The 24,833-nt window shown below is 65.8% G+C and carries 22 protein-coding genes; 7 read left to right on the forward strand and 15 right to left on the reverse strand.

The window, feature by feature from the left end:
* Positions 1 to 4 precede the first annotated feature (4 nt).
* Genes edd through NUW51_RS00170 form a run of 4 tightly spaced genes read left to right on the forward strand, consistent with a single transcriptional unit; the run spans position 5 to position 4,828 of the window.
* Positions 5 to 1,810 (forward strand): phosphogluconate dehydratase, encoded by a 1,806-nt coding sequence (gene edd / locus NUW51_RS00155; protein WP_265561668.1) that lies wholly within the window; start codon positions 5 to 7, stop codon positions 1,808 to 1,810.
* On the forward strand, positions 1,807 to 2,781 hold the full coding sequence (locus NUW51_RS00160) for a glucokinase (protein ID WP_265561669.1): 975 nt from the start codon (positions 1,807 to 1,809) through the stop codon (positions 2,779 to 2,781). Before edd ends, NUW51_RS00160 begins: the two co-directional genes overlap by 4 nt.
* Positions 2,778 to 3,392 (forward strand): bifunctional 4-hydroxy-2-oxoglutarate aldolase/2-dehydro-3-deoxy-phosphogluconate aldolase, encoded by a 615-nt coding sequence (eda, locus tag NUW51_RS00165; protein ID WP_265561670.1) that lies wholly within the window; start codon positions 2,778 to 2,780, stop codon positions 3,390 to 3,392. Before NUW51_RS00160 ends, eda begins: the two co-directional genes overlap by 4 nt.
* A gap of 11 nt (positions 3,393 to 3,403) precedes the next feature.
* Positions 3,404 to 4,828 carry an alpha-amylase family glycosyl hydrolase gene (locus NUW51_RS00170; RefSeq protein WP_265561671.1) on the forward strand — a complete coding sequence of 475 codons (1,425 nt, stop codon included), beginning with the start codon at positions 3,404 to 3,406 and terminating at the stop codon, positions 4,826 to 4,828.
* Positions 4,829 to 4,886: 58 nt separating this feature from the next.
* Here NUW51_RS00170 and NUW51_RS00175 read toward each other — a convergent pair whose 3' ends face one another.
* The 9 genes from NUW51_RS00175 to NUW51_RS00215 all read right to left on the reverse strand — a co-directional run bounded on the left by NUW51_RS00175 (position 4,887) and on the right by NUW51_RS00215 (position 13,666).
* Entirely contained in the window at positions 4,887 to 6,476 is a 1,590-nt protein-coding gene (locus tag NUW51_RS00175) for an MFS transporter (RefSeq protein ID WP_265561672.1), read from the reverse strand.
* Between the two features lie 34 nt (positions 6,477 to 6,510).
* Positions 6,511 to 7,032, reverse strand: coding sequence for a DUF3833 family protein (locus NUW51_RS00180; protein WP_265561673.1), 522 nt, complete (start codon positions 7,030 to 7,032; stop codon positions 6,511 to 6,513).
* Entirely contained in the window at positions 7,029 to 7,871 is an 843-nt protein-coding gene (locus NUW51_RS00185; protein WP_265561674.1) for an HpcH/HpaI aldolase/citrate lyase family protein, read from the reverse strand. The genes NUW51_RS00180 and NUW51_RS00185 overlap by 4 nt, the downstream gene beginning before the upstream one ends.
* Positions 7,872 to 8,321: a MaoC family dehydratase gene (locus tag NUW51_RS00190; RefSeq protein ID WP_265561675.1), complete on the reverse strand. Its 450-nt coding sequence runs from the start codon at positions 8,319 to 8,321 to the stop codon at positions 7,872 to 7,874.
* An 18-nt stretch (positions 8,322 to 8,339) separates the two neighbouring features.
* The gene (locus NUW51_RS00195; protein WP_265561676.1) at positions 8,340 to 8,645 is read right to left on the reverse strand and encodes a hypothetical protein; all 306 of its coding nucleotides are present in this window, start codon (positions 8,643 to 8,645) and stop codon (positions 8,340 to 8,342) included.
* Between the two features lie 31 nt (positions 8,646 to 8,676).
* Complete coding sequence (locus tag NUW51_RS00200; protein ID WP_265561677.1) at positions 8,677 to 10,986, reverse strand: transketolase; 2,310 nt, start codon at positions 10,984 to 10,986, stop codon at positions 8,677 to 8,679.
* A 10-nt stretch (positions 10,987 to 10,996) separates the two neighbouring features.
* Positions 10,997 to 11,962, reverse strand: coding sequence for a calcium/sodium antiporter (locus tag NUW51_RS00205; protein ID WP_265561678.1), 966 nt, complete (start codon positions 11,960 to 11,962; stop codon positions 10,997 to 10,999).
* Positions 11,963 to 12,036: 74 nt separating this feature from the next.
* On the reverse strand, positions 12,037 to 13,185 hold the full coding sequence (locus NUW51_RS00210) for a GGDEF domain-containing protein (RefSeq protein WP_265561679.1): 1,149 nt from the start codon (positions 13,183 to 13,185) through the stop codon (positions 12,037 to 12,039).
* Between the two features lie 76 nt (positions 13,186 to 13,261).
* The gene (locus NUW51_RS00215) at positions 13,262 to 13,666 is read right to left on the reverse strand and encodes a winged helix-turn-helix transcriptional regulator (RefSeq protein ID WP_265561680.1); all 405 of its coding nucleotides are present in this window, start codon (positions 13,664 to 13,666) and stop codon (positions 13,262 to 13,264) included.
* Between the two features lie 96 nt (positions 13,667 to 13,762).
* Here NUW51_RS00215 and NUW51_RS00220 point away from each other — a divergent pair, with 96 nt between their 5' ends.
* Positions 13,763 to 14,305 (forward strand): FMN-dependent NADH-azoreductase, encoded by a 543-nt coding sequence (locus NUW51_RS00220; RefSeq protein WP_265561681.1) that lies wholly within the window; start codon positions 13,763 to 13,765, stop codon positions 14,303 to 14,305.
* A 56-nt stretch (positions 14,306 to 14,361) separates the two neighbouring features.
* The gene (locus tag NUW51_RS00225; protein ID WP_265561682.1) at positions 14,362 to 15,045 is read left to right on the forward strand and encodes a hypothetical protein; all 684 of its coding nucleotides are present in this window, start codon (positions 14,362 to 14,364) and stop codon (positions 15,043 to 15,045) included.
* On the opposite strand, the gene NUW51_RS00230 is transcribed toward NUW51_RS00225, so the two are convergent.
* The 5 genes from NUW51_RS00230 to NUW51_RS00250 form a co-directional block, all read right to left on the reverse strand.
* Positions 15,042 to 15,815, reverse strand: coding sequence for a hypothetical protein (locus NUW51_RS00230; protein ID WP_265561683.1), 774 nt, complete (start codon positions 15,813 to 15,815; stop codon positions 15,042 to 15,044). The genes NUW51_RS00225 and NUW51_RS00230 overlap by 4 nt on opposite strands.
* A complete protein-coding gene (locus tag NUW51_RS00235) occupies positions 15,815 to 17,086 on the reverse strand; it encodes a dihydrolipoamide acetyltransferase family protein (RefSeq protein ID WP_265561684.1) in 1,272 nt (423 codons plus the stop codon). Before NUW51_RS00235 ends, NUW51_RS00230 begins: the two co-directional genes overlap by 1 nt.
* On the reverse strand, positions 17,086 to 18,090 hold the full coding sequence (locus tag NUW51_RS00240; protein ID WP_265587887.1) for an alpha-ketoacid dehydrogenase subunit beta: 1,005 nt from the start codon (positions 18,088 to 18,090) through the stop codon (positions 17,086 to 17,088). The genes NUW51_RS00235 and NUW51_RS00240 overlap by 1 nt, the downstream gene beginning before the upstream one ends.
* An 8-nt stretch (positions 18,091 to 18,098) precedes the next feature.
* Entirely contained in the window at positions 18,099 to 19,358 is a 1,260-nt protein-coding gene (locus tag NUW51_RS00245; protein WP_265561685.1) for a 3-methyl-2-oxobutanoate dehydrogenase (2-methylpropanoyl-transferring) subunit alpha, read from the reverse strand.
* 106 nt (positions 19,359 to 19,464) lie between these two features.
* Positions 19,465 to 22,773: an amidohydrolase family protein gene (locus NUW51_RS00250; protein ID WP_265561686.1), complete on the reverse strand. Its 3,309-nt coding sequence runs from the start codon at positions 22,771 to 22,773 to the stop codon at positions 19,465 to 19,467.
* A gap of 137 nt (positions 22,774 to 22,910) precedes the next feature.
* On the opposite strand from NUW51_RS00250, the gene NUW51_RS00255 reads away from it, so the two are divergent.
* Entirely contained in the window at positions 22,911 to 23,183 is a 273-nt protein-coding gene (locus tag NUW51_RS00255; protein ID WP_265561687.1) for a DUF3297 family protein, read from the forward strand.
* A gap of 36 nt (positions 23,184 to 23,219) precedes the next feature.
* Here the strand turns inward: NUW51_RS00255 and NUW51_RS00260 are convergent, their stop codons facing one another.
* Positions 23,220 to 24,818 (reverse strand): methyl-accepting chemotaxis protein, encoded by a 1,599-nt coding sequence (locus NUW51_RS00260; protein ID WP_265561688.1) that lies wholly within the window; start codon positions 24,816 to 24,818, stop codon positions 23,220 to 23,222.
* Positions 24,819 to 24,833: the final 15 nt, after the last annotated feature.

A 24,833-nucleotide genomic window follows, 5' to 3' on the forward strand; every position in this document is an offset into this window, starting at 1 on the left:
CATCATGGCGACCCTCGACCCCCGCATTGCCGCCGTCACCGATCGCATCCGCGAGCGGAGCGCGAAGAGCCGCGCGGCCTATCTCCAGCTGATGGACGAGGAAGGCGAGCGTGGCATCGACCGCGCGCGCCTGTCATGCGGCAATTTCGCGCATGGCTTTGCCGCGGCGGGTGACGACAAGAAGGCGATCCGCACCTTCTCGGGGCCCAATATCGGCATCATCACGGCGTTCAACGATATGCTGAGCGCGCATGCGCCTTATTATCGCTATCCCGAGCAGATGAAGGTCTGGGCGCGCGAGGCCGGTGCCACGGCGCAGGTCGCGGGCGGGGTGCCGGCGATGTGCGACGGGGTGACGCAGGGCCAGCCAGGCATGGACCTGTCGCTGTTCAGCCGCGACAATATCGCGATGGGCGCGGGGATCGCGCTGAGCCACGGGATGTTCGAGGGCGTGGCGATGCTCGGCATCTGCGACAAGATCGTACCAGGACTGCTGATCGGTGCGCTGCGCTTCGGGCATTTGCCCGTGCTGCTGGTGCCCGCGGGCCCGATGCCGAGCGGCCTTGCCAACAAGGAAAAGCAGCGCGTGCGCCAGCTTTATGCCGAGGGTAAGGCGACCAAGGAAGAGTTGTTGGCGGCGGAGAGCGCGAGCTATCATGGGCAGGGTACCTGCACCTTCTATGGCACCGCCAACTCCAACCAGATGATGATGGAGATGATGGGGCTGCACGTGCCGGGGGCGGCCTTTGCCAATCCGGGCACGAAGCTTCGCCAGAACCTCACGCGCGCGGCGACGCATCGCATTGCCGAACTTGCCAAGGCCAAGAAGCGGCTGTGCGACACGGTCGATGAGCGCGCCATCGTCAATGCGGCGGTCGGCCTGATGGCGACGGGCGGCTCGACCAACCACATGATCCATCTGCCCGCCATCGCGCGCGCGGCGGGGATCGTCTTCGACTGGACCGACCTTGCCGACATCAGCCATGCGGTGCCGCTGATCGCGCGGGTCTATCCCAATGGGTCGGGCGACACGAACGACTTCCATCACGCGGGCGGCATGGCCTTCGTCACGCATACGCTGCGCGAGGCGGGGCTGGTGCATGACCATGAGGCGGCCGGTGCGGATGAGTTCGCGGCTTATGCGACCAACCCGGTCGAGGATGGCGAAGGGGTGCGCTGGGAAGCGGTGACGGCGTCAAACAATGACACGATGCTGCGCCCGGCGAGCGATCCGTTCCAGCCCGATGGGGGAATGCGGCTCTTGAGCGGCAATCTCGGGCGGGCCTGTTTCAAGACCAGCGCGGTCGAGCGCGAGCGCTGGACGATCGAAGCACCGTGCCGGATCTTCGCCGATCAGAAGAGCGTCGTCGATGCGTTCGAGGCGGGCGAAATGGACAAGGACGTCGTCGTCGTCGTGCGCTTCCAGGGACCGCGCGCCAACGGCATGCCCGAATTGCACAAGCTGACCCCGCCCTTGGGCGTGCTGCAGGATCGCGGCCACAAGGTCGCGCTGGTCACCGACGGGCGGATGAGCGGGGCGTCGGGCAAGGTGCCGGCCGCCATCCATTGTTCGCCCGAGGCGCTGGGCGGCGGACCGCTCGCCTTCCTCCGCGATGGCGATGTCGTGCGGGTCTGTGCCGAGACGGGGGCGCTGTCGACCGACGCCGATCTGTCCGCGCGCGAGGCCGCCGAGGCGCCGCCGCAGCCCGTTGGCACCGGGCGCGAACTGTTCGCGCTGTTCCGTTATCACGCCGATGAAGCCGAAAAGGGCGGATCGGCCATGCTTCATGCCATGGAGGCCTCGCTGTGAGCCGTACCATCGCCGTTGCCGATGTCGGCGGCACCCACGCCCGTTTCGCCATCGCCGAGATCGAGGGGACGCACGTCCTGTCGCTGTCCGAGCCGGTGACGCTCGGCACCAACGATCATGCCAGCTTCCAGACCGCTTGGCGCCATTTTTGCGAGATCAATGCGGGGCCCGAGCCAAAGGATCTGTCGATCGCCTTCGCGGGGCCGGTAGATGGCGAAGTCTTGAAGCTCACCAACAATCCGTGGGTGATCCGCCCGGCGCTGGCGCAGGAGAAACTGGGCGTCGACAATTTCACCATCGTCAACGATTTCGCCGCGATCGGCCATGCGGTCGGCGAATTAGGCGATGAGGATTTTCTCCATGTTACCGGGCCCGGGGGGCCGTTCCCGCGCCATGGCGTGACCAGCATCGTCGGGCCGGGCACGGGGCTCGGCGTCGCGCAGGTGCTGAAGACCCCAGACGGGCATAATCATGTCATCGCCACCGAGGGCGGGCATGTCGATTGGGCGCCGCTCGACAGCCTCGAGGACCGCATTCTGCAGCGGCTCAGGAAGCGCTATGTCCGCGTGTCGATCGAGCGGATCGCTTGCGGTTCGGGGCTGGTAAACATCTACGAAGCGCTGGGCGCGATCGAGGGCAAGGCGGTGCACGAGATCGACGATATCGAACTGTGGACCCGCGCGATGGAAGGCTCGGACGCGCTGGCGGCGGCCGCGCTCGATCGCTTTTTCCTATCGCTCGGCGCGGTGTCGGGCGACCTGGCGCTGGCGCATGGCGCCAATGCCGTCGTGCTCGCAGGCGGGCTCGGTTTCCGGCTGCGCGACCGGTTCGAGCGTTCGGGCTTTGCCGGGCGCTTCATCGCCAAGGGCCGCTTCGAGCGGCGCATGCAGAATATCCCCGTCAAGCTCGTCACCCATCCGCAGCCCGGCCTTTACGGCGCCGCGGTGGCTTTCGCGAAGGAACATTCATGACCATCGACGACATCATGGGGCTCGCCCCCGTCATTCCCGTGCTCGTGCTGGAGGAAGGCGGGCCCGATCCGGTCGCGCTGGCCGAAACGCTGGTCGAGAATGGCCTGCCCGTCATCGAGGTGACGCTGCGTACCGAGGGCGCATTGGAGGCGATGGAGGCGATGAGCAAGGTCGAGGGCGCGATCGTCGGGGCGGGCACGGTCTTGAACCCGGTGATGCTCTACGAGGCGGTCGATTATGGCGCCGAATTCATCGTTTCGCCGGGGCTGACCGACTGGGTCGTGCGCGCGGCATCGGACAAGCAGGTGCCGCTGCTCCCCGGCGTGGCGACCGCGAGCGAGATCATGCGCGGATTGGACATGGGGCTGGAGCGGTTCAAATTCTTCCCCGCCGAGGCCAATGGCGGGCTGCCAGCGCTGAAGGCGATCTCGGCGCCGCTGCAAATGGCCAAATTCTGCCCCACCGGCGGCATTCGCGAGAACACGGCGGCCGCTTGGCTGGCACATGACGCGGTGATGTGCGTGGGGGGTAGCTGGATCCTGCCTAAGGGCGAGACCGACCTCGCGAAGGTCGCCGAGAAAGCCAAGGCCGCGGCCGCCCTCAGAGCATAGGAGCGTTCATCATGCGTCACCGTCTTTCCTCTCTGGTCGCGGCGGCGCTGATGATGCCCGCCGCCGCGCTCGCGCATCCTGCCGACACCGGCACCGCGCCCGCTTATATGGGGCGCGAGCATGTCGACTGGTCGCGCGATGCGGTCATCTACCAGATCAACACGCGCCAGTTCACGCCCAAGGGGACGCTGCGTGCGGCGATGGGCGAGCTCGACCGGCTCGATGCGCTGGGGGTCGATATCCTGTGGTTGATGCCCGTGCAGCCCATCGGCGAGGTCAATCGCAAGGGCACGCTCGGCAGTCCCTATTCGATCACCGATTATACCGCGGTGCGCGAGGAGTTGGGGTCGATGGAGGACTTCAAGGCCTTCGTCGATGCCGCCCATGCGCGGGGGATGAAGGTCATCCTCGACTGGGTCGGCAATCATACGGCGTGGGACCATCCGTGGGCCAGCGAGCATCCCGACTGGTACGAGACGAATTGGAAGGGCGAGTTCGTGTCGACGCCCTATTGGGATTGGACCGACATCATCGACCTCGATTATTCGAACATGGCGATGCGCCGCGCGATGACCGATGCGATGAAATATTGGGTGCGCGAGACCGACATCGATGGTTTCCGCGCTGATGTGGCGGGCTATATGCCGCCCGATTTCTGGGAAGCAACCCGAACCGAGCTGGAGGCGATCAAGCCGATGTGGATGCTCGGCGAATTCGGCCAGCGCGACCTGCACGATTATAGCTTCGATGCGAGCTATGCCTGGGATTGGGCCAAGGCGCTCGAGAAGATCGGGCATGGCGAGGCCGATGCGACGGGGCTCTATGGCTTCTATTCGGAGCATGCCTCGCTTTGGCCCAAGGGCGCGCAGCGGATGATCTTCACTTCCAACCATGACGAAAATGCATGGGCGGGGACGGCCTATGAGCGCATGGGCCCGGCGCTCCCCAATGCCTTCGTGCTGATGTTCACCTCGGAAGGCATCCCCCTTATCTACAACGGGCAGGAAGCGGGGCTGAACAAGCGGCTCGAGTTTTTCGAGAAGGATCCGATCGACTGGCGCGCGCACCCCAATGCCGATCTGTTTGCCAGCTGGATCGCCTTTCGCGACGAGAACCCCGCGCTGCACAATGCGCCGTGGGGCGGCGAGATGGTGCATGTGAAGAATTCGGACGAGGCGAAGGTCTTCAGCTTCGTGCGCGAGCAGGACGGAAACGCCGTGTTCGTGGCGCAGAATTACAGTGCCGAGCCGGTCGAGATCACGCTTGGCGACGTGCCGGGCGAAGGCGTCTGGTTCCAGCGACCGATGGAAGATCCGGCACTGTTGGCCTATGGGCCCGCCGCATCGCCCGTGATCGTGCGCGGTCCGCTTGCCAAGGGCACGGTACTATCCATCCCGGCATGGTCGAGCAGCATCTGGGTGCGCAACGAGCGCTGAGCGCGCTGCGCACCCGATACGGCCTTAGTGGAGCAAGGCACGGCGCTCTTGGCCTCTCCTAGTGGAGAGGCTGGCCGTGCCTTTCCTTCCAGAACAATAGCGCGCAGATGACGCTGAGCCCAATGAAGAAGAGCGGGTACCAGAGGCCAGCGTAGATGTTGCCCGTGGCCGCGACGATGGCGAAGGCGGTGACGGGCAGGAAGCCGCCGACCCAGCCGGTGCCGATATGATAGGGCAGGCTCATCGCGGTGTAGCGCGTGCGCGTCGGGAACATCTCGACCAGCGCGGCGGCCTGCGGGCCGTAGAGCGCGGTGGCGGCGACGGTGAAGACGATCAGCCAGAAGTAGAGCGTCGGCTGGTCGATCTCGTCGGGGTCGGCGCTCAAGGGATAGCCGGCGGCCTCGAGCGCGGGGGCGATAGCATCGCCAGTGTCGGTGACCGCGACGCGATTGTCGCCGAGGCGAACGGCAGTACTGCCGTCCTCGCTCGCAACCTTGCTATAGCCGATGCCCTTGGCCGACAGCGTCTTGGCGGCGATGTCGCAGGGGCTGGTGAATTCGGCCTTGCCGATGAGATCGAACTGGACCGAGCAGGTGGCAAGGTCGGTCTCGATCACGGCAGGGGTCGCTTCCTGCGCGGCGGCGAGGCGGGGATTCACCGCCTCGGTAATGGCGTGGAAGCCGGGCCAGAAGGCGATCAGGCCGAGCAGCATGCCGCCGACCATGACGGGCTTGCGCCCCACCTTGTCCGACAACCAGCCGAAGAAGACATAGAGCGGCGCGGAGACGAGCGTGACGATGAGGATGATCCAGTTCACTTCCGCGCCCGGCAGGCCGAGATTTCGTTCGAGGAAGACCTGGACGTAGAAGAAGGCGCAATACCAAAGCGCGCCCTGTGCGGCCATGAAGGCGAAGAAGGCCGTGAGTACCTGCTTGAGCGACTCCTTCTCGGCGAAGGCTTCGCGCAGCGGGGTCTTGGTGACTTCGCCCGCTTCCTGGAGCTTCTTAAAGGCGGGGCTTTCGGAGAGCTTGAGACGCATCCACACGCTGATGAGCAGCAGGAGGACCGACACGAGGAAGGGCACGCGCCAGCCCCATTCGAGGAAGGCTTCTTCGCCCACCGTGGTGCGGGTGAAATAGATGACGAGCAGCGCGGCGACGAGGCCGAAGGCGGCGGACGACTGAATCCAGCCTGTCGCGGCGCCGCGCTTGTTGTCATCGGCATGTTCGGCGACATAGATGGCCGCGCCGCCATATTCGCCGCCCAAGGCGGTGCCCTGGCAGATGCGCAGGATGATGAGGAGGATGGGGGCGATGATGCCCGCGGTCGCATAGGTCGGCAGGAGGCCGATGGCGAAGGTCGCGCCGCCCATCAGGCTGACGGTAGTGAGGAAGGTCGCCTTGCGCCCCACGCGGTCGCCCATCGCGCCGAAGATGATCGCGCCCAGCGGACGGAAGGCGAAGCCGGCGGCGAACAGGCCGAGCGCAGCGATGACGCCTGCCGTTTCCCCAAGACCGGCGAAGAAGACCTGCCCGATGGTGCTGGCGAGCGCGCCGAAGATGAAGAAATCGTACCATTCGAAGGCGGTGCCCGCCGACGATGCGGTGACGACCTTGGCCATCGACCAAGGCTTGGTCTCGCTGCTCATGTGAAAATCCTCCCCCGGGCCCGGAAAGCAGGCCTCAATCGGGGTGTATTCTTTCGTCCAAGCGCGCGACATTCAAGCCCCATTTATAGACGTCGAGGCGATTGCGGACGGTGCCGTCGGGGGCCAGCGCCAGCTCCTGTTCGATACGCACGTCGCCGCGCGCGTCATAGGCGATGGTCATGCGATTGCCCGCGACCCGTGCGGTCACGGGGCCGGTAGCATCGGTCAGCGAGCCGCCAAAACGACCATCGCCCAGCGGACGCAGGATCCACAGCCGCTTGCGTGGGGCTTTGCCTTCCTCGAAGATGCGCTGCTCGAGCCAGAGCGCGCCGTCGTCCTGAGGCAGCCCCATGCTTTCGACGCGAAGCGCGCGGGTCTGGCCCGTGACGAGAGAGATCGTGCCTGTCCCCCGACTGCCGCCCTCGAAAAAGGCGATCGGGTCGAACGCGCTCTTGGTTTCGGGCAGCGGAACGGCGGGCAGTCGTGCGATCTGGACCGCGAGGACCGCAGCGAGGATCAGCGCAAGGCCGACGACGATCGACGCGGCGCGCTTCACCGCTTGGCGCGGGCGATAAGCGACTTGGCTTGGAGTAGGTGTGGGCGGTCTACCATGCGCCCGCCGACATCGAGCACCCCGGCATCCGGGTTGGCCGCAAAGGCGTCGATGATGGCCTTGGCGCGCGCGACCTCGGTATCGGACGGCGTGAAGGCGGCATTGATGATCGGCACCTGTGCGGGGTGGATGGCGAGCTTGCCGGTGAAGCCCTCGGACGCGGCGGCGCGCGCTTCTTCCTTGAGGCCGTCATCGTTGCGGAAATCGGTATAGACGCCGTCGACCGGCTGCGCACCGGCGGCGACCGCGCCTGCAAGGCAGAGCGAGCGGGCGAGCTGGTAGGTGAAGGCGAGCTTGCCGTCGCGGTCATATTTGGAGCGCGCGCCGAGCGCGGCGGACAAGTCCTCGGCGCCCCAGCTCATCGCGGCGAGCGGGGCTTGCGTGCCCTTGTAGCTGCCCAGCGCGAACAGGCTGGCGGGCGTCTCGGTGACGATGGCGTGGATGGGAATCGAGCCGGTCGAATGGGCGAGATGCGTAAGGTCATCCTCGCTCTCGGCCTTGGGCAGGACGATGCCTTCGAACGCGGCCTTGGAGAAGAGCTTGAGGTCTTCGCGATGTTCGGGCGCGAACATCGGGTTGATGCGGACCCACCAGCGCGGGCCGCCATCGCGGGGGCCGAGTTCCTTCAACAGGTCGCGGGCGTAGCTCTTGGCGGCAGGGGCGACGCTGTCCTCAAGATCGAAGATGATCGCGTCGGCTTCGCTGTCGAGCGCCTTGGCGACCTTCTTTTCGCTGTCGGCAGGAACGAACAGCCAGCTGCGCGGCGGGGGGAGATCGGTCATTTACGCGAACTTCTTGAGGAGCGCGGAACGCTTGAAGGACAAGACGAGCTCATCGCGCTGGTTGAAGGCGCGATGTTCCCAGGTGACGATGCCCGCACCGGGGCGCGACTTTGATTCGCGCAGGGCAAGGCATTCGCTTTCGATGCGCAGCGTGTCGCCGACGAAGACGGGTTTGGGGAATTTCAGTTCGTCATAGCCGAGATTGGCGACGAGCGTGCTTAAGGTGGTCTCTCCCACCGAAATGCCGACCGCGAGGCTGAAGGTGAAGCAGCTGTTGACGAGCGGTTTGCCGAATTCGGTGTCGGCGGCGGCCTCGTGATCGAGGTGCAGCGGCTGCGGATTGTGGGTGAGGGTGGTGATGAGGAGATTGTCGGTCTCGGTCACCGTGCGCGTGATGGGATGCGCGACGACGTCGCCCACCGACCATTGATCGAAAAATCGTCCTGCCATGGAAGAAGGGCCTAGGGGCTAGGCAGCCTTCTCGCAAGCGGCTGCGGCGCGGCGCTCGGAATCGAGGGCGGCGGGCAGGAGCTTCATCTTGAGATCGTGCATACCGATGCCATCGACGGTGCCCTTGCGGTCGGTCGAGCGCACGACATTGGCGATATGGCCGAGAATCTGCATCACGATGTCGATCGTCTGCAGGCTCGTGCAATGCTTTGTAATGACGTCGAGATCGGCGGCGAGGTCATCGCCCATGATCTCGAGAAGCTTGCGCGCTTCCTCGATTTCGTGGGCAAGGCTCTGGTCGAGCATGTCGGGCGTACGGTTCATGAGAATCGCGATTAAGCCGAGAGGGTTAAGATCAAGTGAGGAGAATCTCGGCCATCGCCTCGGTGATCGCTTTTCCGTCGAGCCGGTAGGTAGCGTAGAGATCGGCGAGGTTGCCGGTCTGGCCAAAACGCTCGACGCCCAGCGGGGCGACACGCTGGCCGAGGACGCCGCCGAGCCAGGACAGCGAAGCGGGCGCGGCATCGCACAGGGTGACAAGGCCGGCACGCTGGTCGAGGCGCGACAGAAGCGTCTCGATGTGGCTCGGGGTGCGGGAGCCCTGCCAGCGGGCGGCCTGCGCCGCTGTCCAGCCGCGGTGGAGGAGGTCGGGCGAGGTGACGGCGAGGAGGCCGAGGCCGGGGATGTCGGCGGACAGTTCCTCATGAGCGGCGAGCGCTTCGGGCATCAGCGCGCCCATGGCGATGATGGCGGCCTCGGCGCCGTCCGCGGGCTCGCGCAGCCAATAGGCGCCTTGGAGCGCACCGTCTTTCCAGTCGTCATCGGCGCGCGCGACCTGTTCGACCGGGCGGGTGGAGAGGCGGAGATAGGTGCTTTCGCCATCGGGGTCGTCGATGAGGCGGAAGGCGTGCTCCATCATCGCGGCAAGTTCGTCGGCGAAGGCGGGTTCGTAATGACGGAGGCCGGGCTGGCCCATGGCGATCAGCGGCGGGTTGATCGACTGGTGCGCGCCGCCCTCGGGGCCCAGCGTCAGGCCCGACGGCGTGGCGACGAGCAGGAAGCGGGCGTCCTGATAGCAGCCGTAGTTGAGGCTATCGAGGCCGCGCGCGATGAAAGGGTCGTAGAGCGTGCCGATGGGGAACAGGCGCTCGTGCCAATGATCGCCGGTGAGACCGGCGGCGGCGAGCATGAGGAAGAGGTTGGATTCGGCGATGCCGAGCTCGATATGCTGCCCCTGGTCGGTGGCACCCCATTTCTGCGCGCTGGGGATCTTGGCCTTGGCGAAAACGTCTTCCATCTCGCGGCGCTTGAACAGGCCGCGGCTGTTCACCCAGGCCCCGAGGTTGGTCGAGACGGTGACGTCGGGCGAGGTGGTGACGATCCGGTCGGCGAGCTCCCCGCCTGCCTTAGACAGGTCCATGAGGATGCGGCCAAAGGCGGCCTGCGTCGATTGCTCCTCGCCCTCGGGGGCGGGAAGGGTGGGGATGGGGACCGAGCCGAAACTACGCGGGCGCTTGTCGCGCTTGATGCGGGCGGCCTCGAGCAGTGCTTCGACCTTGGGGGCCATATTGTCGGACAGGCCTGCAAGCGGGGCCCATTCCTCACCTTCGGCGATGCCGAGATCATCGCGCCACGCCTGGATCTGCGTCGGGTTCATCAGCCCAGCGTGATTGTCCTTGTGCCCTGCGAAAGGCAGGCCGAAGCCTTTCACGGTCCAGGCGATGAAGAAGGTCGGCACGTCGTCCTTCTTAGCCTCGGCAAAGGCATGAGTGAGCGTTTCCATGCAATGGCCGCCGAGGTCGGTCATCAATTCGCCGAGCTGCTCGTCGTCCTCGTGCGCGGCGAGGAAGGCCGTGGCTTTCTTGCCAAGATCATCGGACAGGCGCTGGCGCCACGCCGCGCCGCCCTGATAATGGAGCGCGGCGAAGTCGGCGTTGGGGAGCGCTTCGAGCCAGTCGCGCACCGCCTTGCCGCCCTTGGCACCGAGCGCCTCGGTCAGCTTCTTGCCGAAACGCAATTCGACGGTGCGCCAGCCGCAGGCGGAAAAAATGTCGTCGAACCGCTCGAACATCCTGTCTGCGCTGGTCGCATCGAGGCTCTGGCGGTTGTAATCGACGATCCACCACAGGTTGCGGACGTCATGCTTGGCGCCCTCGATGATGGCCTCGTAGATATTGCCCTCGTCGAGTTCGGCATCGCCGATCAGCGCGATGAAGCGGCCCTTGTCGGCCTCGGCAAGGCGGCCATGGGCGACGAGATAATCCTGCATCAGGCTGGAGAAGAGGGTGATCGCGACGCCGAGGCCCACGCTGCCCGTCGAAAAGTCGACGGGGATGACGTCTTTGGTGCGGCTGGGATAGCTTTGCGCGCCGCCGAGGCCACGGAAATTCTCGAGTTTCTCGCGGCTCTGCGAGCCCAAGAGATAGTGGATGGCGTGGAGGATGGGGCCGGCGTGCGGCTTGACCGCGATCCGGTCGTTCTCGTCCATGGCGTCGAAATAGAGCGCGGCCATGATGGCGCTGATCGAGGCCGAGCTGGCCTGGTGCCCGCCGACCTTCACCCCGTCCGCCTTGGGGCGGATGTGATTGGCGTGGTGAATGGTCCAGCTGGCAAGCCAGCGCAGGCGCTCGTCGAGCGCGGCCAAGGCGGCGGTGTCGATGCTCATGGTAAGCGGCTTAGCCGCCAGCAGCGCCCATGGCCAGCCAGCCGACATAGGCGGCATAAGCGGCGAGGAAGGCGGCGCCTTCCCAGCGTTTGATGGTCCAGCCGGTGCGCAGGAAGAGCATGAGCAAGCCGGTGGTGCCGAGCAACATCCAGATGTCGAAGGCGGCGATCTGCGGCGGCACGGCGAGGGGCTGGATGACGGCGGTGATGCCGAGAATGCCGAAGACGTTGTAAATGCAGCTGCCGACGATATTGCCGAGCGCGACGTCGGGCTCCTTCTTCATGGCGGCGGCAGCGCAGGCGACCAGTTCGGGCAGGCTCGTGCCGGCGGCGACGATGGTGAGGCCGATGACGGCCTCCGATACGCCCCAGCCGCGGGCGATGGCGGTAGCTCCGTCGATCAGGAATTGGGCGCCGAACACGACGCCGGCGATGCCGCCTGCCGCCATGACAAGAAGGAGGAACGTGCCCGAGCGGGCCTGGGGTTTCTGGCCCTCGGCCTTTTCATGGCGCGCGCTTTCCTCATCCGCGACGCGGCGGTCGGTGAGATAGGCGGTGAGGATATAGGCGATCAGCAGCGCGACGAGGAGCAGGCCGAAACCACGCCCGAAGCCGCCGATGAAGGCGCCGACGACGATCATGATCGCGGCAAGGCTCATCGCCGCCCCGTCGCGATAGAAGGCGCGCGGCAGGATCGGGATGTGGGTGATGATCGCGGACAGGCCGAGGATCAGGAGGATGTTGGCGATGTTCGAGCCGATGACATTGCCGACCGCCATGTCTGGGACGCCCGACAAGGCGGCCTGGATGCTGGTCATCAATTCGGGCGCCGACGTGCCGAAGCCGACGATGGTGAGACCCGCGAGCAGCGGCGAGATACCGAGCTTGCGCGCAAGGCCGACAGTACCGCGAACGAGGAATTCGCCGCCGGCGGCGAGGAGGAGAAGACCAAGGAGGATGGCGAGCCAGCTGGGCATGATGCGGGGCTAGCGGGGTGGCCGTGCTTTACAAGTCTTTTCGAACGGCGCGCGCAAGAAGGCAGGCAGCCGGCTCAGGCGGTCTTCTGGGCGGCGCCGCGCTCGAATTCGTTGGTGCCGAAGATGCACACCGCGTTGCGGCCCATGTTCTTGGCGCGGTAGAGCGCGCGGTCGGCCTCGGCATAGCTGGTGTCGAGCGGGCGCCGGCGGAAATAGGGGGCCACGCCGAAACTGGCGCTGAGCCGCTGGTCGGGCGCGAAGCTGCTATGGCGGACCGCGGCGAAGGCGGCGCGCAGGGATTCGGCGACCTCGGCCGCGCGAGCCAGCGAATAGCCGGGCAGGGCGATGGCGAACTCCTCGCCGCCGAACCGTCCGGCGACGGGGGCCGCGGCGTTCAGGAGCTCGGCAAAAAGGCGGATGACATCGTCGCCGACACCATGGCCGTGGCGATCGTTGACAGCCTTGAAGAAGTCGATGTCGGTGAGGACGATGGCGCCGAAGCCGGGTTGGTGGTCGCGCACATTGTCGGAAAAAGCGCGGCGGGTGAGGAGGCCAGTCAGTTCGTCATGTTGCGACTGGTGGCGGTAGATGCCGAGTTGGCGCTGGATGACCGCGGCGATGATGAAGCCGGTGACGGCCGGCACCGCGAAGCTGGTGGTGACGAGGAGGAAGCCTTGCAACCAGTCGGCGTCGAACAGCGGATAGGCGCGGCCGGCGTCGAGCAGGGTCGGGAAAAAGGGCAGGCGGACGAGCGCGGTCAGCGTCATCACGCCCATGGAGACGAGCAGCCCGGTGCGGATGCGCCCCGGCTTGGCGCGGCAAAGAAAACGGATGCCGTCGAGATAGACGATAACCTGCGCGGTGATGGCGGGGAGATATTCGACGCGGATCGACGCGCCGAGGAGGAGGAGGCCGAGCGAGGCGGCGATGGCGGCGAAGAGCAGGCGCAGCATCCACGGCGGCGAGTGCTCACCGCCGAGCGCGAGGCGGATCGCCTGCACCACCCCCCAGATGACCAGCGGGTCGATGATGTAGAGGGCCGCGCGCGTCCACGGCCCGTCGCCGCCGGCATCGAACAACCAAGTCGCGACACCGCCGAACAAGAGGGCGCTCGCCAGATAGCTGGTCGCGGCATGGCGCTCGGCGCCGATGCGCACGAACATCACGATCGCGGCGAGACCCGCGACGAGAAACAGCATGAGGGTGTAAAGACTGACTTGCACCGGAACGGCTTAACGACGGCTTTAACGTTCGAAAAGTCGAAAAAATCACCATTCTTGGTTAATATCGCGGTGGCGATCAGCGGTCCTCGGCGGCGTCGTAGCGCTCCTGTGCGGCGCGAATGCATCCGATATGGTCGATCGCCCAATCGCCGAGTGCCTTCACGGGGCCGGTGAGCGAGCGGCCGAGTTCGGTGAGATCGTAATCGACCCGGGGCGGAATGGAGGGGGTGACGGCGCGATTGACGAGGCCGTCGCGCTCGAGGCCACGCAGGGACCGGGTCAGCATGCGCTGCGAGATGCCGTCCACCTCGCGCTTCAATTCGTTGAAGCGGCGGCTGCCGGTGGCCAACACCATGACGATCAGCATCGACCATTTGTCGCCGACACGGTTGAGGACGGGGGCGACATTCTTGCAGCCCGCGAGATGGAGATGTTCGAGCTCGGGCTCGTCGGCTTCGACTTGTCGCGTGGTCACATCCATGTGCCTTATCCCCAGAAATGTGCCGTCTTGCGGGCGGAACCCACAGGCACGATATGCGTCTTGGTATCAAACAGGAACCAAGAAAGCGAGTCCCCGATGACCATTCTTCATATCGACAGTTCGACGCAAGGGCAGGCCAGCGTGACGCGTGAGCTCACGGCTTATGCGGTGGGCAAGATGGCGGGCGAGAAGGTGGATCGTCTCGATCTCGTCGCTGATCCCATCCCGCACCTCGTCGGGCGGCCTGAGGCGAATGCGTTCGTCGCGCAGCTCAAGGCCGCAGACACGATCGTCATCGGTGCCCCGACATATAATTTTTCGGTGCCGAGCCAGCTCAAGGCCTGGTTCGACCGGGTCGCGGTGGCGGGCGAGACGTTCCGCTACACCGAGAAGGGGCCCGAAGGGTTGCTGCGCGACAAGCGCGTGATCGTGATGATCGCCTCGGGCGGGGTCTATGAGGAAGGCTCGAGCTTCGAGCATAATCAGAGTTATGTCCGCGCCATCTTCCAGTTCATGGGGCTGGAGCCCGAATTCGTCATCGCCAATGGCGTTGCGATGAGCGAGGAACGCCGCGCCGAAGCGATTGCCGAGGCCAAGGCGAAGATCGACCGGATCGCCGCGAGCCGCGAATTCGCTTGATCGGTCATCCGTCGAAAGCTGTTTGATTGCAGCAACACAGCAGCTAGGGCAGGGCGATGTTCATTCGCCCTGCCCTGTTCGCATCGGCATTGCTGCTTGGCGGCTGCGCCTCGACCCACTCCTCGGTTCCGCATATCGGCGAGCGTCCCGCCACGGCGCGGTTCGTGTCCGAAACCGTCATCTCGCCGCGATACGCCGAAATGGTGATCCGGCTGCCTGCCGGTACTGTGCCAGTCGGGTCGGTGCGTTACGATCTGAAGGCCGTGGCCGATGCGGAAATTCACGTCTTCGTGGAAGCGGGGGCGGACCGTGTCGTAGACCGCGCCTATTGGGTACAATATGAAAGCTATCTGCCGAGCGTGCCGGGGGCGAGGTACGACTTTTCCGACAAGGGATGGCCGTTGGCCACTCTGGGAGATGCCCAACTCTACTATCGGGCGCGTTTCGGGGCGTCGGGCGACGTGCCGCCGCCGGGGTCGGAAGCCGAGAAGGTGCTCGGGCTGATCGAGGCGGCAGGCTTTTCGATGCCTGCCGAAACGATGAGTGCCCAGTTTCACCAGGTGACGAGCGACGATGCGCGCGAGGAAGTCCTGCTGATCGTTATCGCCGACCTCGCCGAGGCGGGACTGACCACCGAGGAGATCTTCGCTGGCGGTCGCGACGGCGAACCGATGCAGCGGTTGCATGACGCAGCGCTAGAAATGGCGCGCGAACGCGTGGAGGTCGTTCGAAGCCGCTAGGCTTTGAATGTTGCCCTGTCTTTGGCCGGAAGCGACAGGAAAAGTCCCAGCAAGGCGCTGGCTGACAGCCCCAGCAAAGGCGTGGGGTAGGGGCCGATGAGAGAAGCAAGCAGCGCGCCGCCCCAGAAAAGCTGAAGGGAGGTCGATGTCGCATGATCCTCGGCCAGAGCCCAAGCCCCAAGAACGAGCGCTGCGCCATAAGCAAGGATCGAACCGAGCGGGAATGTCTGTAAATCGGTCAGCACATTCTCGATGAAACGCACGGTGGTGGCGGTCTCGGTCGAGAGGTGGACGGCAAGCAGCGCCAAGGCCGCCGCGACCATCAGACGGTCCCGAAGGCGTTCGGAAGGCACGAGAATGATCAGTGCGCTGGCCAGGGCGAAGAAGGTGCCCCAGTCGGGCTGGAAGATGAGCGCGATCATCGAGACGAGGACAGCAATGGCCTGAAGCCTCGAGCGCGGCGCGTCGAGGAGCAGCGGAAGCAGGATGAGCGCGGGCTGAAGGCGGACGGGACCGATCGGCAGCCATCGGCTCGCGCCCTCGAACTCGGGCCCGGTCAACATCGGTAAGGCGATGAGCATCGGGACGAGCAGCAGCCACGCGGCGTGGAGCGGCGGCAAGAGCCTGCGGAGCCCGAGCAGCAACCATCCGGCGGCCAGCGCACCGCCATAGACCGCGATGCGGCCCGGCGGCGCACCGGCCAGATAGGCGCCCAGCATGGTGGCGAGGGCTGCGAGCGACAGCAGCGCGGCCGGACGCCAGTTTGTCATCAGGCGCTGAGCAGCCGGATCGGGTTTTCGATGAAGCTGCGAAGATGCTGGAGGAAGCTAGCTGCGTCCCAGCCATCGACGACGCGGTGGTCGCATGACAGCGAGAGGTTCATCTTCTTCTTGGCGACGATCTCGCCATCCTCGATGACGGGCAGTTCCTGCATCTTGTTAACCGCGATGATCGCCACCTGCGGCGGGCTGATCACGGGGGTCGAGACGAGGCCGCCCATCGGGCCGAGCGACGACAGCGAAATGGTCGCGCCCTGGAGGTCGGCGCGGTCGATCTTGCCCGAGCGCGCTTCTTCAGCGAGGCGGTTGATCTCGGATGCGAGCTGCCACACCGACTTGGCTTCGGCGTTCTTGATGACGGGGACCATGAGGCCCGCATCGGTCTGCGCCGCCATGCCGAGATGCATCGCGCCCGATCGGGTGATGATATTCGCCTCGTCGTCATAGGTGGCGTTGAGCATCGGGAAATCGGGCAGTGCCTTGGCCATCGCGGTGATGAGGAAGGGCAGGACGGTCAGCTTGGGCTTCGACCCGCGATCCCTGTTCATCATGGCGCGCGTTTCCTCGAGCGCGGTCATGTCGAATTCGTCGACCAACGTGAAATGCGGGATCTTGCGCTTGGCCGCCTGCATATTCTCGGCGATCTTGCGGCGCATGCCGACGACCTTGATGGTCTCGTCGGCGCGCGGGGCCGAGCCGCCGTGACTGACGCTGCCGCCATTGTAGAGGAGGTAGGCGTCGAGATCGGCGTGACGGACGCGATCTGAGGTGGTCTTGACCTGCGCAAGGTCGATGCCGAGGTCGCGCGCGCGCTGGCGAACGGTCGGCGAGGCGAGGACCTTGTCGCCCTTCGCTTCGACGTGGACTTCGGGTTCGGGCGTGGGGGCAGGGGCTGCCTCAGCCTTGTCGACGACTGGAATTTGCTCTTCCTGCGCCTCGGTCGGCTCTTCGGCGCCGTCACCGAGCGGCATTTCCTCCTCGGCGGCGGGGGCGGGTGCCTCGTCGGCCTTGGGCGCGTCACCCTCGGTTTCGATCTCGACGAGGACCGAGCCGATGGCGATCATGTCGCCGACCTCGCCCGCCAGCTTCACGACCTTGCCGGCGACGGGGCTTTCCATTTCCACCGTGGCCTTGTCGGTCATCATGTCGGCGAGATGGGCGTCTTCCTCGATCATGTCGCCGAGCTTCACGTGCCATTCGACGATCTCGGCCTCGGCGATGCCTTCGCCGATGTCGGGGAGCTTGAAGTTGTAGGTACCCATCAGTCGGCCATCACTTTCTTCAATGCAGTCTTGATGCGGGCGGGGCCCGGGAAATAGGTCCATTCGTAGCTATGCGGGTAGGGGGTGTCCCAACCCGTCACGCGCTCGACCGGCGCTTCGAGATGATAGAAGCAGCGTTCGGTCACCAGCGCTGACAATTCGGCGCCGAAGCCCGAGGTGCGCGGGGCTTCATGGACGATGAGGCAGCGGCCGGTCTTTTTCACCGACGCCTCGATCGTCTCGATGTCGAGCGGCACCAGCGTGCGCAGGTCGACGATCTCGGCATCGACATCGGCTTCTTCCATCGCCGCCGCGGTCACATGGACCATGGTGCCATAGGTGAGGACGGTGAGCGCCTCGCCTTCGCGGACCACGTTCGCCTTGCCGAGCGGCACGGTATAATGGCCCTCGGGCACCTCGCTGTTCTCGGCCTTCGACCAGGGCACGACCGGCTGGTCGTGATGGCCCGAGAAGGGACCGTTGTAGATGCGCTTGGGCTCGAAGAAGATCACGGGGTCGGGATCCTCGACGGCGGCGAGCAGCAGGCCCTTGGCGTCATAGGGGTTGGACGGCACCACGACCTTCAGCCCCGCGATGTGGGTGAACAGACTCTCGGGGCTCTGGCTGTGCGTCTGACCGCCATAGATCCCGCCGCCATAAGGCGAGCGGATCACCATCGGCATCGTCCATTCGCCAGCCGTGCGATAGCGCATCTTGGCGACCTCGCTGACGATCTGGTCGTAGGCGGGGTAGATGTAATCGGCGAACTGGATCTCGATCAGGGGCTTGAGGCCATAAGCGGCCATCCCGACTGCGACGGCGGCGATGCCGTTTTCGCTGATCGGTGCGTCGAAGGCGCGGGTCTTGCCGAATTCCTTCTGGAGGCCCTCGGTGACGCGGAAGACGCCGCCGAAATAGCCCGCATCCTCGCCGAAGACGACGACGTCGTTATCGGCGCGCATGGCGACCTTGTGCGCATCGTTGAGCGCCTGGATCATGTTCATGACGGCCATTATTCGCCCTCCTTCAGCGCGGCATCGCGCTGTTCGGCGATATGCCAAGGCATGTCGGCATAGACGTCCTCGAACATCGTCTCCTTGCCCTCGTCACCCTGTTCGGAAAGGACGCCCAATTTCTCAGCTTCCTTCTGCGCGGCGCGGACGGTGGCGGAGGTTTCCTCCTCGAGCGCCTTGTCCTGAGCGTCATCCCATGCGCCGAGGCCGACGAGGTGCTGCTTGAGGCGCAGGATCGGATCACCGAGCGGCCAGGCCTCGCTCTCTTCCTTGGGGCGGTAGCCGGTGGGATCATCCGAGGTCGAATGGCCCTCGGCGCGGTAGGTGAAGAATTCGATGAAGGTCGGGCCGTTGTTCGAGCGCGCGCGCTCGGCGGCCCAGCGGACGGCGGCATAGACGGCGAGCACGTCATTGCCGTCGACGCGCAGCCCCGCCATGCCATAGCCCACGGCGCGGCTGGCGAATGTGGCCTGTTCGGCGCCCGCGATGCCGCTGAACGAGCTGATCGCCCACTGATTGTTGACGCAGGCGAGGATGACGGGGGCCTGGTAGACCGAGGCGAAGGTCATGGCGGCGTGGAAGTCGCCCTCCGCCGTCGCACCGTCGCCGATCCAGCCCATCGCGATCCGGCTGTCGCCCTTGATCGCGCTGGCCATGGCCCAGCCGACCGCCTGCGGAAATTGCGTGGCGAGATTGCCCGAGATGGAGAAAAAGCCCTTCTCCTTGTCCGAATACATGATCGGCAGCTGGCGGCCCTTCATATGATCGCCCGCGTTCGAATAGATTTGGCACATCATCTTCACGAGCGGATAGCCGCGGCTTACGAGCAGTCCCTGCTGGCGATAGGTCGGGAAGTGGATGTCCTCGGCGTCCATCGCGGCAGCGGCGCTGGTGGCGATCGCCTCCTCGCCGGTACACTTCATGTAGAAGCTGGTCTTGCCCTGTCGCTGGGCGCGATACATACGGTCATCGAAGATGCGGACCGTAACCATGTCGCGGTAGATCTTCTTCAGCACTTCGACATCGAGCTTGGGATCCCACGGGCCGACCGCCTTGCCGTCATCGTCGAGGACGCGGACGAGATGGGTCGTGAGCGGGATCGTGTCCTTGTCGTCGCACGCGCTGTCGGGGCGCGGCGCTTCGCCTGCGGCGGGGACGGTGACGTTCGAATAGTCGGGCGTATCGCCGGGACGATAGGCCGGTTCGGGAACGTGCAATTTCAGCGCAGGCCGATTGGTCCGCGTTTCGCTTGATGACATCTTGGTCCTCTCCTGTCGCCAACGCGTGTGGACGCGCCGACGATCCTCTCGGGCGCGCCCTTAAACGGTAACGGGCGCGGCCTCAAGGGAGGGTGGTTAATCGGGCCTAATGCTGGTGGACGCCTTCGGCCTCGCTGGCGCTCATCGTGTAGGCACTGCCCGCGTCCGATTGGAACCAGAAGGGGTCTAGGCCGCCGGTGCCGCCGGCGATGATCTGGAGATCGGTGTCGTAGAGCTTGCCGTCCTGCATCACCATCGCGACGCTCGTCGAGTTGCGGATATTTTCCAGCGGGTCGGCATCGAGGATGACCATGTCGGCGAGCTTGCCCGGTTCGATCGAGCCGAGGTCCTGCGCGAGGCCGAGGCTCAGCGCCGGATTGATCGTTGCGGTTTTGAGCGCGTCATGATTGCTCATGCCGCCCAGCGCATAGCTCCAGATTTCCCAATGCGCGCCGAGACCCTCGCGCTGGCCGTGGGCGCCGATGTTGGTGAGGACGCCGAGATCGCTCAATTGCGCGGCGGCCTGCGCGACCTTTTCGAGATTATTCTCTTCCTCGGGAAAGAAGGTGCCGCGGCGGGCGGCGGCGTCGAGGGTGGCGCGAGGAACCCATTTGTTGAGGACGGGATCGGCCCAGACAGGGGTGGTCTGGTACCACCACATCTCGCCCCACGGCCCGCCATAAGCGACGTTCAGGGTCGGCGTGTAGGCGGTGGCGGGGCCTTCCTTGCCGCCCCAGAACTGTTTGACGTCGTCATAGATGACCTGCACCGGCAGCGCATGTTCGATGGTCGTGTGCCCATCCGCGACCATGGTCATATTGTGCTGGAATAGGCTGCCGCCCTCAGGGACGACGTCCATGCCGACCTCGCGCGCGGCCTCGAGCACCATCTGGCGCTGGTCGCGGCGGGGCTGGTTGTAGCTCTTTACCGACCAGGCTCCGAGCGACTTGAGGCGGCGCAGGTGGCGAAGGGCATCCTCCTTGCTGTCGATCGAGGCGGTGAAGCCGGTGGTCGCGCCATAAAGGATGGTGCCGGTCGAGGTAATGCGCGGGGCGATGATGCGGCCCGCACGCTGATATTCGCCCGCCGCGAAGACGGTGTAGCTGTTGTTGGAAGGGTCGTGGACGGTGGTCACGCCGTGCGCGAGGCTGGCGGCGTGGCTCCAATTCTGCTGCGGGATGGTGAGGCCCGCGCCCATCGGTCCGTGCCAATGCGCATCGATCATGCCGGGGATGATGGTCTTGCCCGACACATCGATGACGCGGGTGTCGGCGGGCCAGCTCATGGCGGCGAGCGGGCCGACCATGGCGATGCGTCCGTCGGCGACCATGACGGCGCCATCCTCGATAACCTCGTCGCCGCGCATGGTGATGATCCGGGCGCCCGAGAGAACATAGGTGTCGGAAGAGAGGTCGGCATCGACCGTCATGGCGAGATCGGCGATGCGGGTGGGCTCGATCCTATCGGCCTCATCCTCGGGCTCGTCGAGATCGGCGATCTCGGCGAGCGTGCGGCTGAAGAGGGTCGGGCCTTCGGACCAGTAGAGCGTGTCGCCGTCCGAGGACCAATGCACCCAGTCGCCGACATCCTTGGAGATTTTCGCTTGCGGCAGCGCGGTGCCGCCGGGCGAGACGTCGAGGGTGCGCCCCGTGAGCGCGAAGGGCATGACATAGGTCTGGAAGCGCTCGGTCCAGGCAATGAAGGTGCCGTCGGGCGAGAGCTTGAAGTCGCCTGCGAATTCGCTCGAGAGATGATCCTGCGTCTCGCGCGTGTCGAGGCGGACCGAGCGCAGAAGGGTCTTTTCCTCTTCGCTGGCTTGGAAGAAGAGACGATTAGGGTCGCGGCCGAATTGCGGCTTGGTGCCGCTTTTCGAGATGCGTTCGGGGGCGCCGCCCGACAGGCTGGCGAGATAGAGCCCAGTGTCGCGGCTGTAGAGCGGGCTGGTGACATAGCCGCCCGAGGTGCGGCGATAGGCGAGGTGGCGACCATCGGGGCTGAAGGCGGGCTCGACATAATGGCCGGGCGGGAGGTCGAGGGCGCGGGCGCGGCTGCCGTCGGCGCGGGCGACCATGAGCCGCGAGAGTTGCTCGTCGTCCCATTCGACCCAGGCGAGCTGGCGTCCGTCGCGGCTGAATGTCGGGTAGGATTGGAAGGCGTCGGTGGCGGCGGTCAGCGGACGGGTCTGGCCGCTCGAGAGGTCGCGGCGATAAAGGCGGCCGAGCGCCTCGAAGATCACGGCATCGCCGGCGGGGCTCATGGTGGTGAAGCGCAGCGCCCTGGTCTCGAAGCTGGGCTGGCCGATGCGCTTGTCGTGACGCACCGCATCGGCGACCCAGCGCTGGCCGGTGACGCGGAAGGGGATCTCGCTGACGGCGCGGGTGGCGGTGTCGACGCGGTGGATGCCGCCCTTGGCCCAGAAGACGATCGAGCGACTGTCGGGGGTCCAGGCGAGATGCGGATAGACGCCGTGCACCGCCCAGGTTTCCTGCATATCGCGGTCGAGCATGTCGGTCAGCGGGGTGATGCGGCCGCTGGCGAGGTCCATCTGCATGAGCACGGTCTTGGCGCGGATGCGGCGGATGAAGGCGAGGCTCTTGCCGTCGGGCGAGGGAGCGGGGCGGATGGCGCCGCCGGCGCCCGAGACGATGGTCTCGATCTCGCCCGTCTCGCGGTCGAGGCGCTTGATCACGTAGATCTGGCCATTGACGTCCTTGGAATATTGGAACGTGTCGCCCGCCGTCGCGTCGTCCGAAAAATACATATAGCGACCGTCGGGGCTGAAGGCGGGTTCGCCGGTGTCCTTTTCGTCGGTGCGCTTCTTGGTCATCTGCACGCCGCCGCCCACGCCCGAGGCATGGTAGAGCCACATCTCGCCCGCGCCGAGCGAGCGGTCCGAAGTGAAATGCTTGCGCCCGACGATATATTCGCCGTCCGGCGTCCAGGCAGGCTGGTTGAGGAGGCGGAAGCTCTCGTCCGACACCTGACGCGGTTCGGTGCCGTCGCGGTTCATGACCCACAGATTGTCGCCGCCGCCACGATCGGAGGTGAAGGCGATTTCGCTCCCGTCAGGCGAGAAGACGGGCTGCATGTCCCATTGATGGCCGGTGGCGATGGGCACCGCTTCGCCGCCCGTGATGGGGAGCAGGTAGAGGTCGCCGAGCAAGTCGAAGACGATCTCGCGCCCGTCGGGCGAGACGTCGAGGCTGATCCAGGTGCCCTGGGTGGTATCGAGCGCGACCATCTCGCCGGGGCCGCGCATCTGGGTGACGTCCCAGTCGCTGGTCTCGCTCTCCGGCGCTTCGGCCAAGTCCTCGGAGAGCGTGGGGGCGTCATGGCTGTGACCATGCTCGTCCTGCGCACGAGCGGGTGTGACGATGACGGCGGCGCTGGCGAGCAGCAGGAGGAGCGATTTCATAATAGGATCCCCTGATGGTTTTGGCGCCGTTATGAGGGGGGTGGACCGGCTTGGCAATCGGGGCACGGCTTGTGTCGGCGTGGCGAGCAGGCGCGTAGCGATTGACGCCGCGCGCGCGGGGGCGCTAAGCGCGGCGCATGAGCGAGAATGAAAAGACCCAGCTGCCCGATCGGCTGTGCATGGACCCCAAGAGCCCCTATTTCGACGGCGAACTGCTGGCGAAGGGCATCGGCATCCGCTTCAATGGCCAGGAAAAGGTCAACGTCGAGGAATATTGCCTGTCCGAGGGCTGGATCCGCATCGCTGCGGGCAAGAGCCGCGACCGCTTCGGCAATCCGATGACGGTCAAGCTCAAGGGCAAGGTCGAGCCCTATGTCGAGGGCGAAGAGGACGACCAGCCCGAAGGCTGAGCCGTCCCTGGCTCTTCTTTCAAGACAGGTGCCAGCTTAGGCAGCGCGTAGCTGGCCGATGAAGTCGCGCGTGGCGGCCTGTAGCGTCTCGGCGCTGTCGGCAAGCCGCGCGGAGGCCGTGCGCACCTCTTCGGACAGGCGCGAACTCGACTGGGCTTCGTCGGCGAGCGCGGTGCAGAAGCGCGCCATCGAATCGACGGAGAGCGCATTTTCCTCGGCGGTCTGCTGGATGATGTCCGATACAGCGCGTTGCTGTTCGAGCTCGGCCTGCACCTCGGCGACATGCGCGAGCAGGCGATCGACAGTCGAGGCGACCTCGCCAAAGGCATCGTCGGCACCGCGCGCGCCCTCGCCGATGGTCGAGATGAGGGTGGTGACCTCGTCGGTGGCCTTGCCCGCCTGTCCTGCGAGGCTCTTCACCTCTCCGGCGACGACCGCGAAGCCGCGACCGGCCTCGCCCGCTCGCGCCGCCTCGATGGTGGCATTGAGGGCGAGCAGGTTGGTCTTGTGCGCAACGCCGCGGATAAGGTCGATGAAATGCTCGACATTGGCGGTGCGCGCGGTGAGCGTGCGCACGGTGCGCTCGCCCATGTCGGTCGATTGGCGCGCATCTTCGGACAAGGCGGCCTGCTGGCGGCTGGTGTCGGCAATGGTGGCGACCGAGCGCGACAGGTCGACGACGCGCTGGGTGACCTGTTCGGCGCTCTCGGCGGCGAGGCGGGCCTGCGTCATGGCCTCGTTGGCCTGATCGCCGGTCGAGCGCGCAATGCCGTTCATTGCTTCGGCGGAGGCTTCGAGCTGGTTGGCGGCGGCGCCGACGGCGGCGGCGATGCCCGCGATGGATTCCTCGAAACGGTCGGCAAGGTCGTGCACCGCCTCGCGCCGCGCTTCTTCGGCCTCGCGCTCTGCCTCGAGGCGCATGAGGCGTTCCTCGTCGAGGCCGGTTTCGGCACGGGCCTGCGCGGCGAGCGCCTGCTCTGCGGCCTGGCGCGCCTGTTCGGCCTCTTCGAAAGCGAGCCGCTGCGCTTCGGCATCCTCGCCCTGGCGGTTGAGGAGGCGGCTGGCGGTGATCGAGACGTTGGCGGTGAGACCGGCGAGGATGACGACCGCGACGGCATGGACGATGACGCGTAGCAGGCTCCAGCCGCCCATGAACACCCAATCGGGCAGGAAATAGCCGAGCAGCAGGTGGTGGACGGCGACGATGCCCGCGCCGAGCAGGATCGGACGCCAGTCGATCAGCAGCACGAGCGCGGCGAGGGCGGGGAAGAAGTAGAGATGGCCCTCCATCTGCCACATCGACCCTTGGAAGGTATAGACGAGCAACGAGGGCTGGATCGCGGTCATGAGCGCGGCGGGCAGGAAGGTGGCGAAGCGATAGGTCTTGGCATGGGCCGCGAGCGAGCAGGCGAGGCTCAGGAGCGCGCTGATGCCGATGACGGGCAGCGGGTCGACCGTGTCGGTAAGCAGCGCGAGGACGAGCAGGCCGATGGTGCATCCCCAGCCGAACCGCGCGACGCCGCGAAGACCCGAAACGCGAAAGGCGTTCAGCTCGGGCGTGGCCGCGGCGCTGTCGCGCAGGAAGCGGGTGAAGACGGACGCGCGGGATTCGCGGAAATACTGATTCTCAACCATGATCGAGGCATTGCC

It is taken from the genome of Sphingomicrobium arenosum (genome assembly GCF_026157085.1).
Classification (GTDB): Bacteria; Pseudomonadota; Alphaproteobacteria; order Sphingomonadales; family Sphingomonadaceae; genus Sphingomicrobium; species Sphingomicrobium arenosum.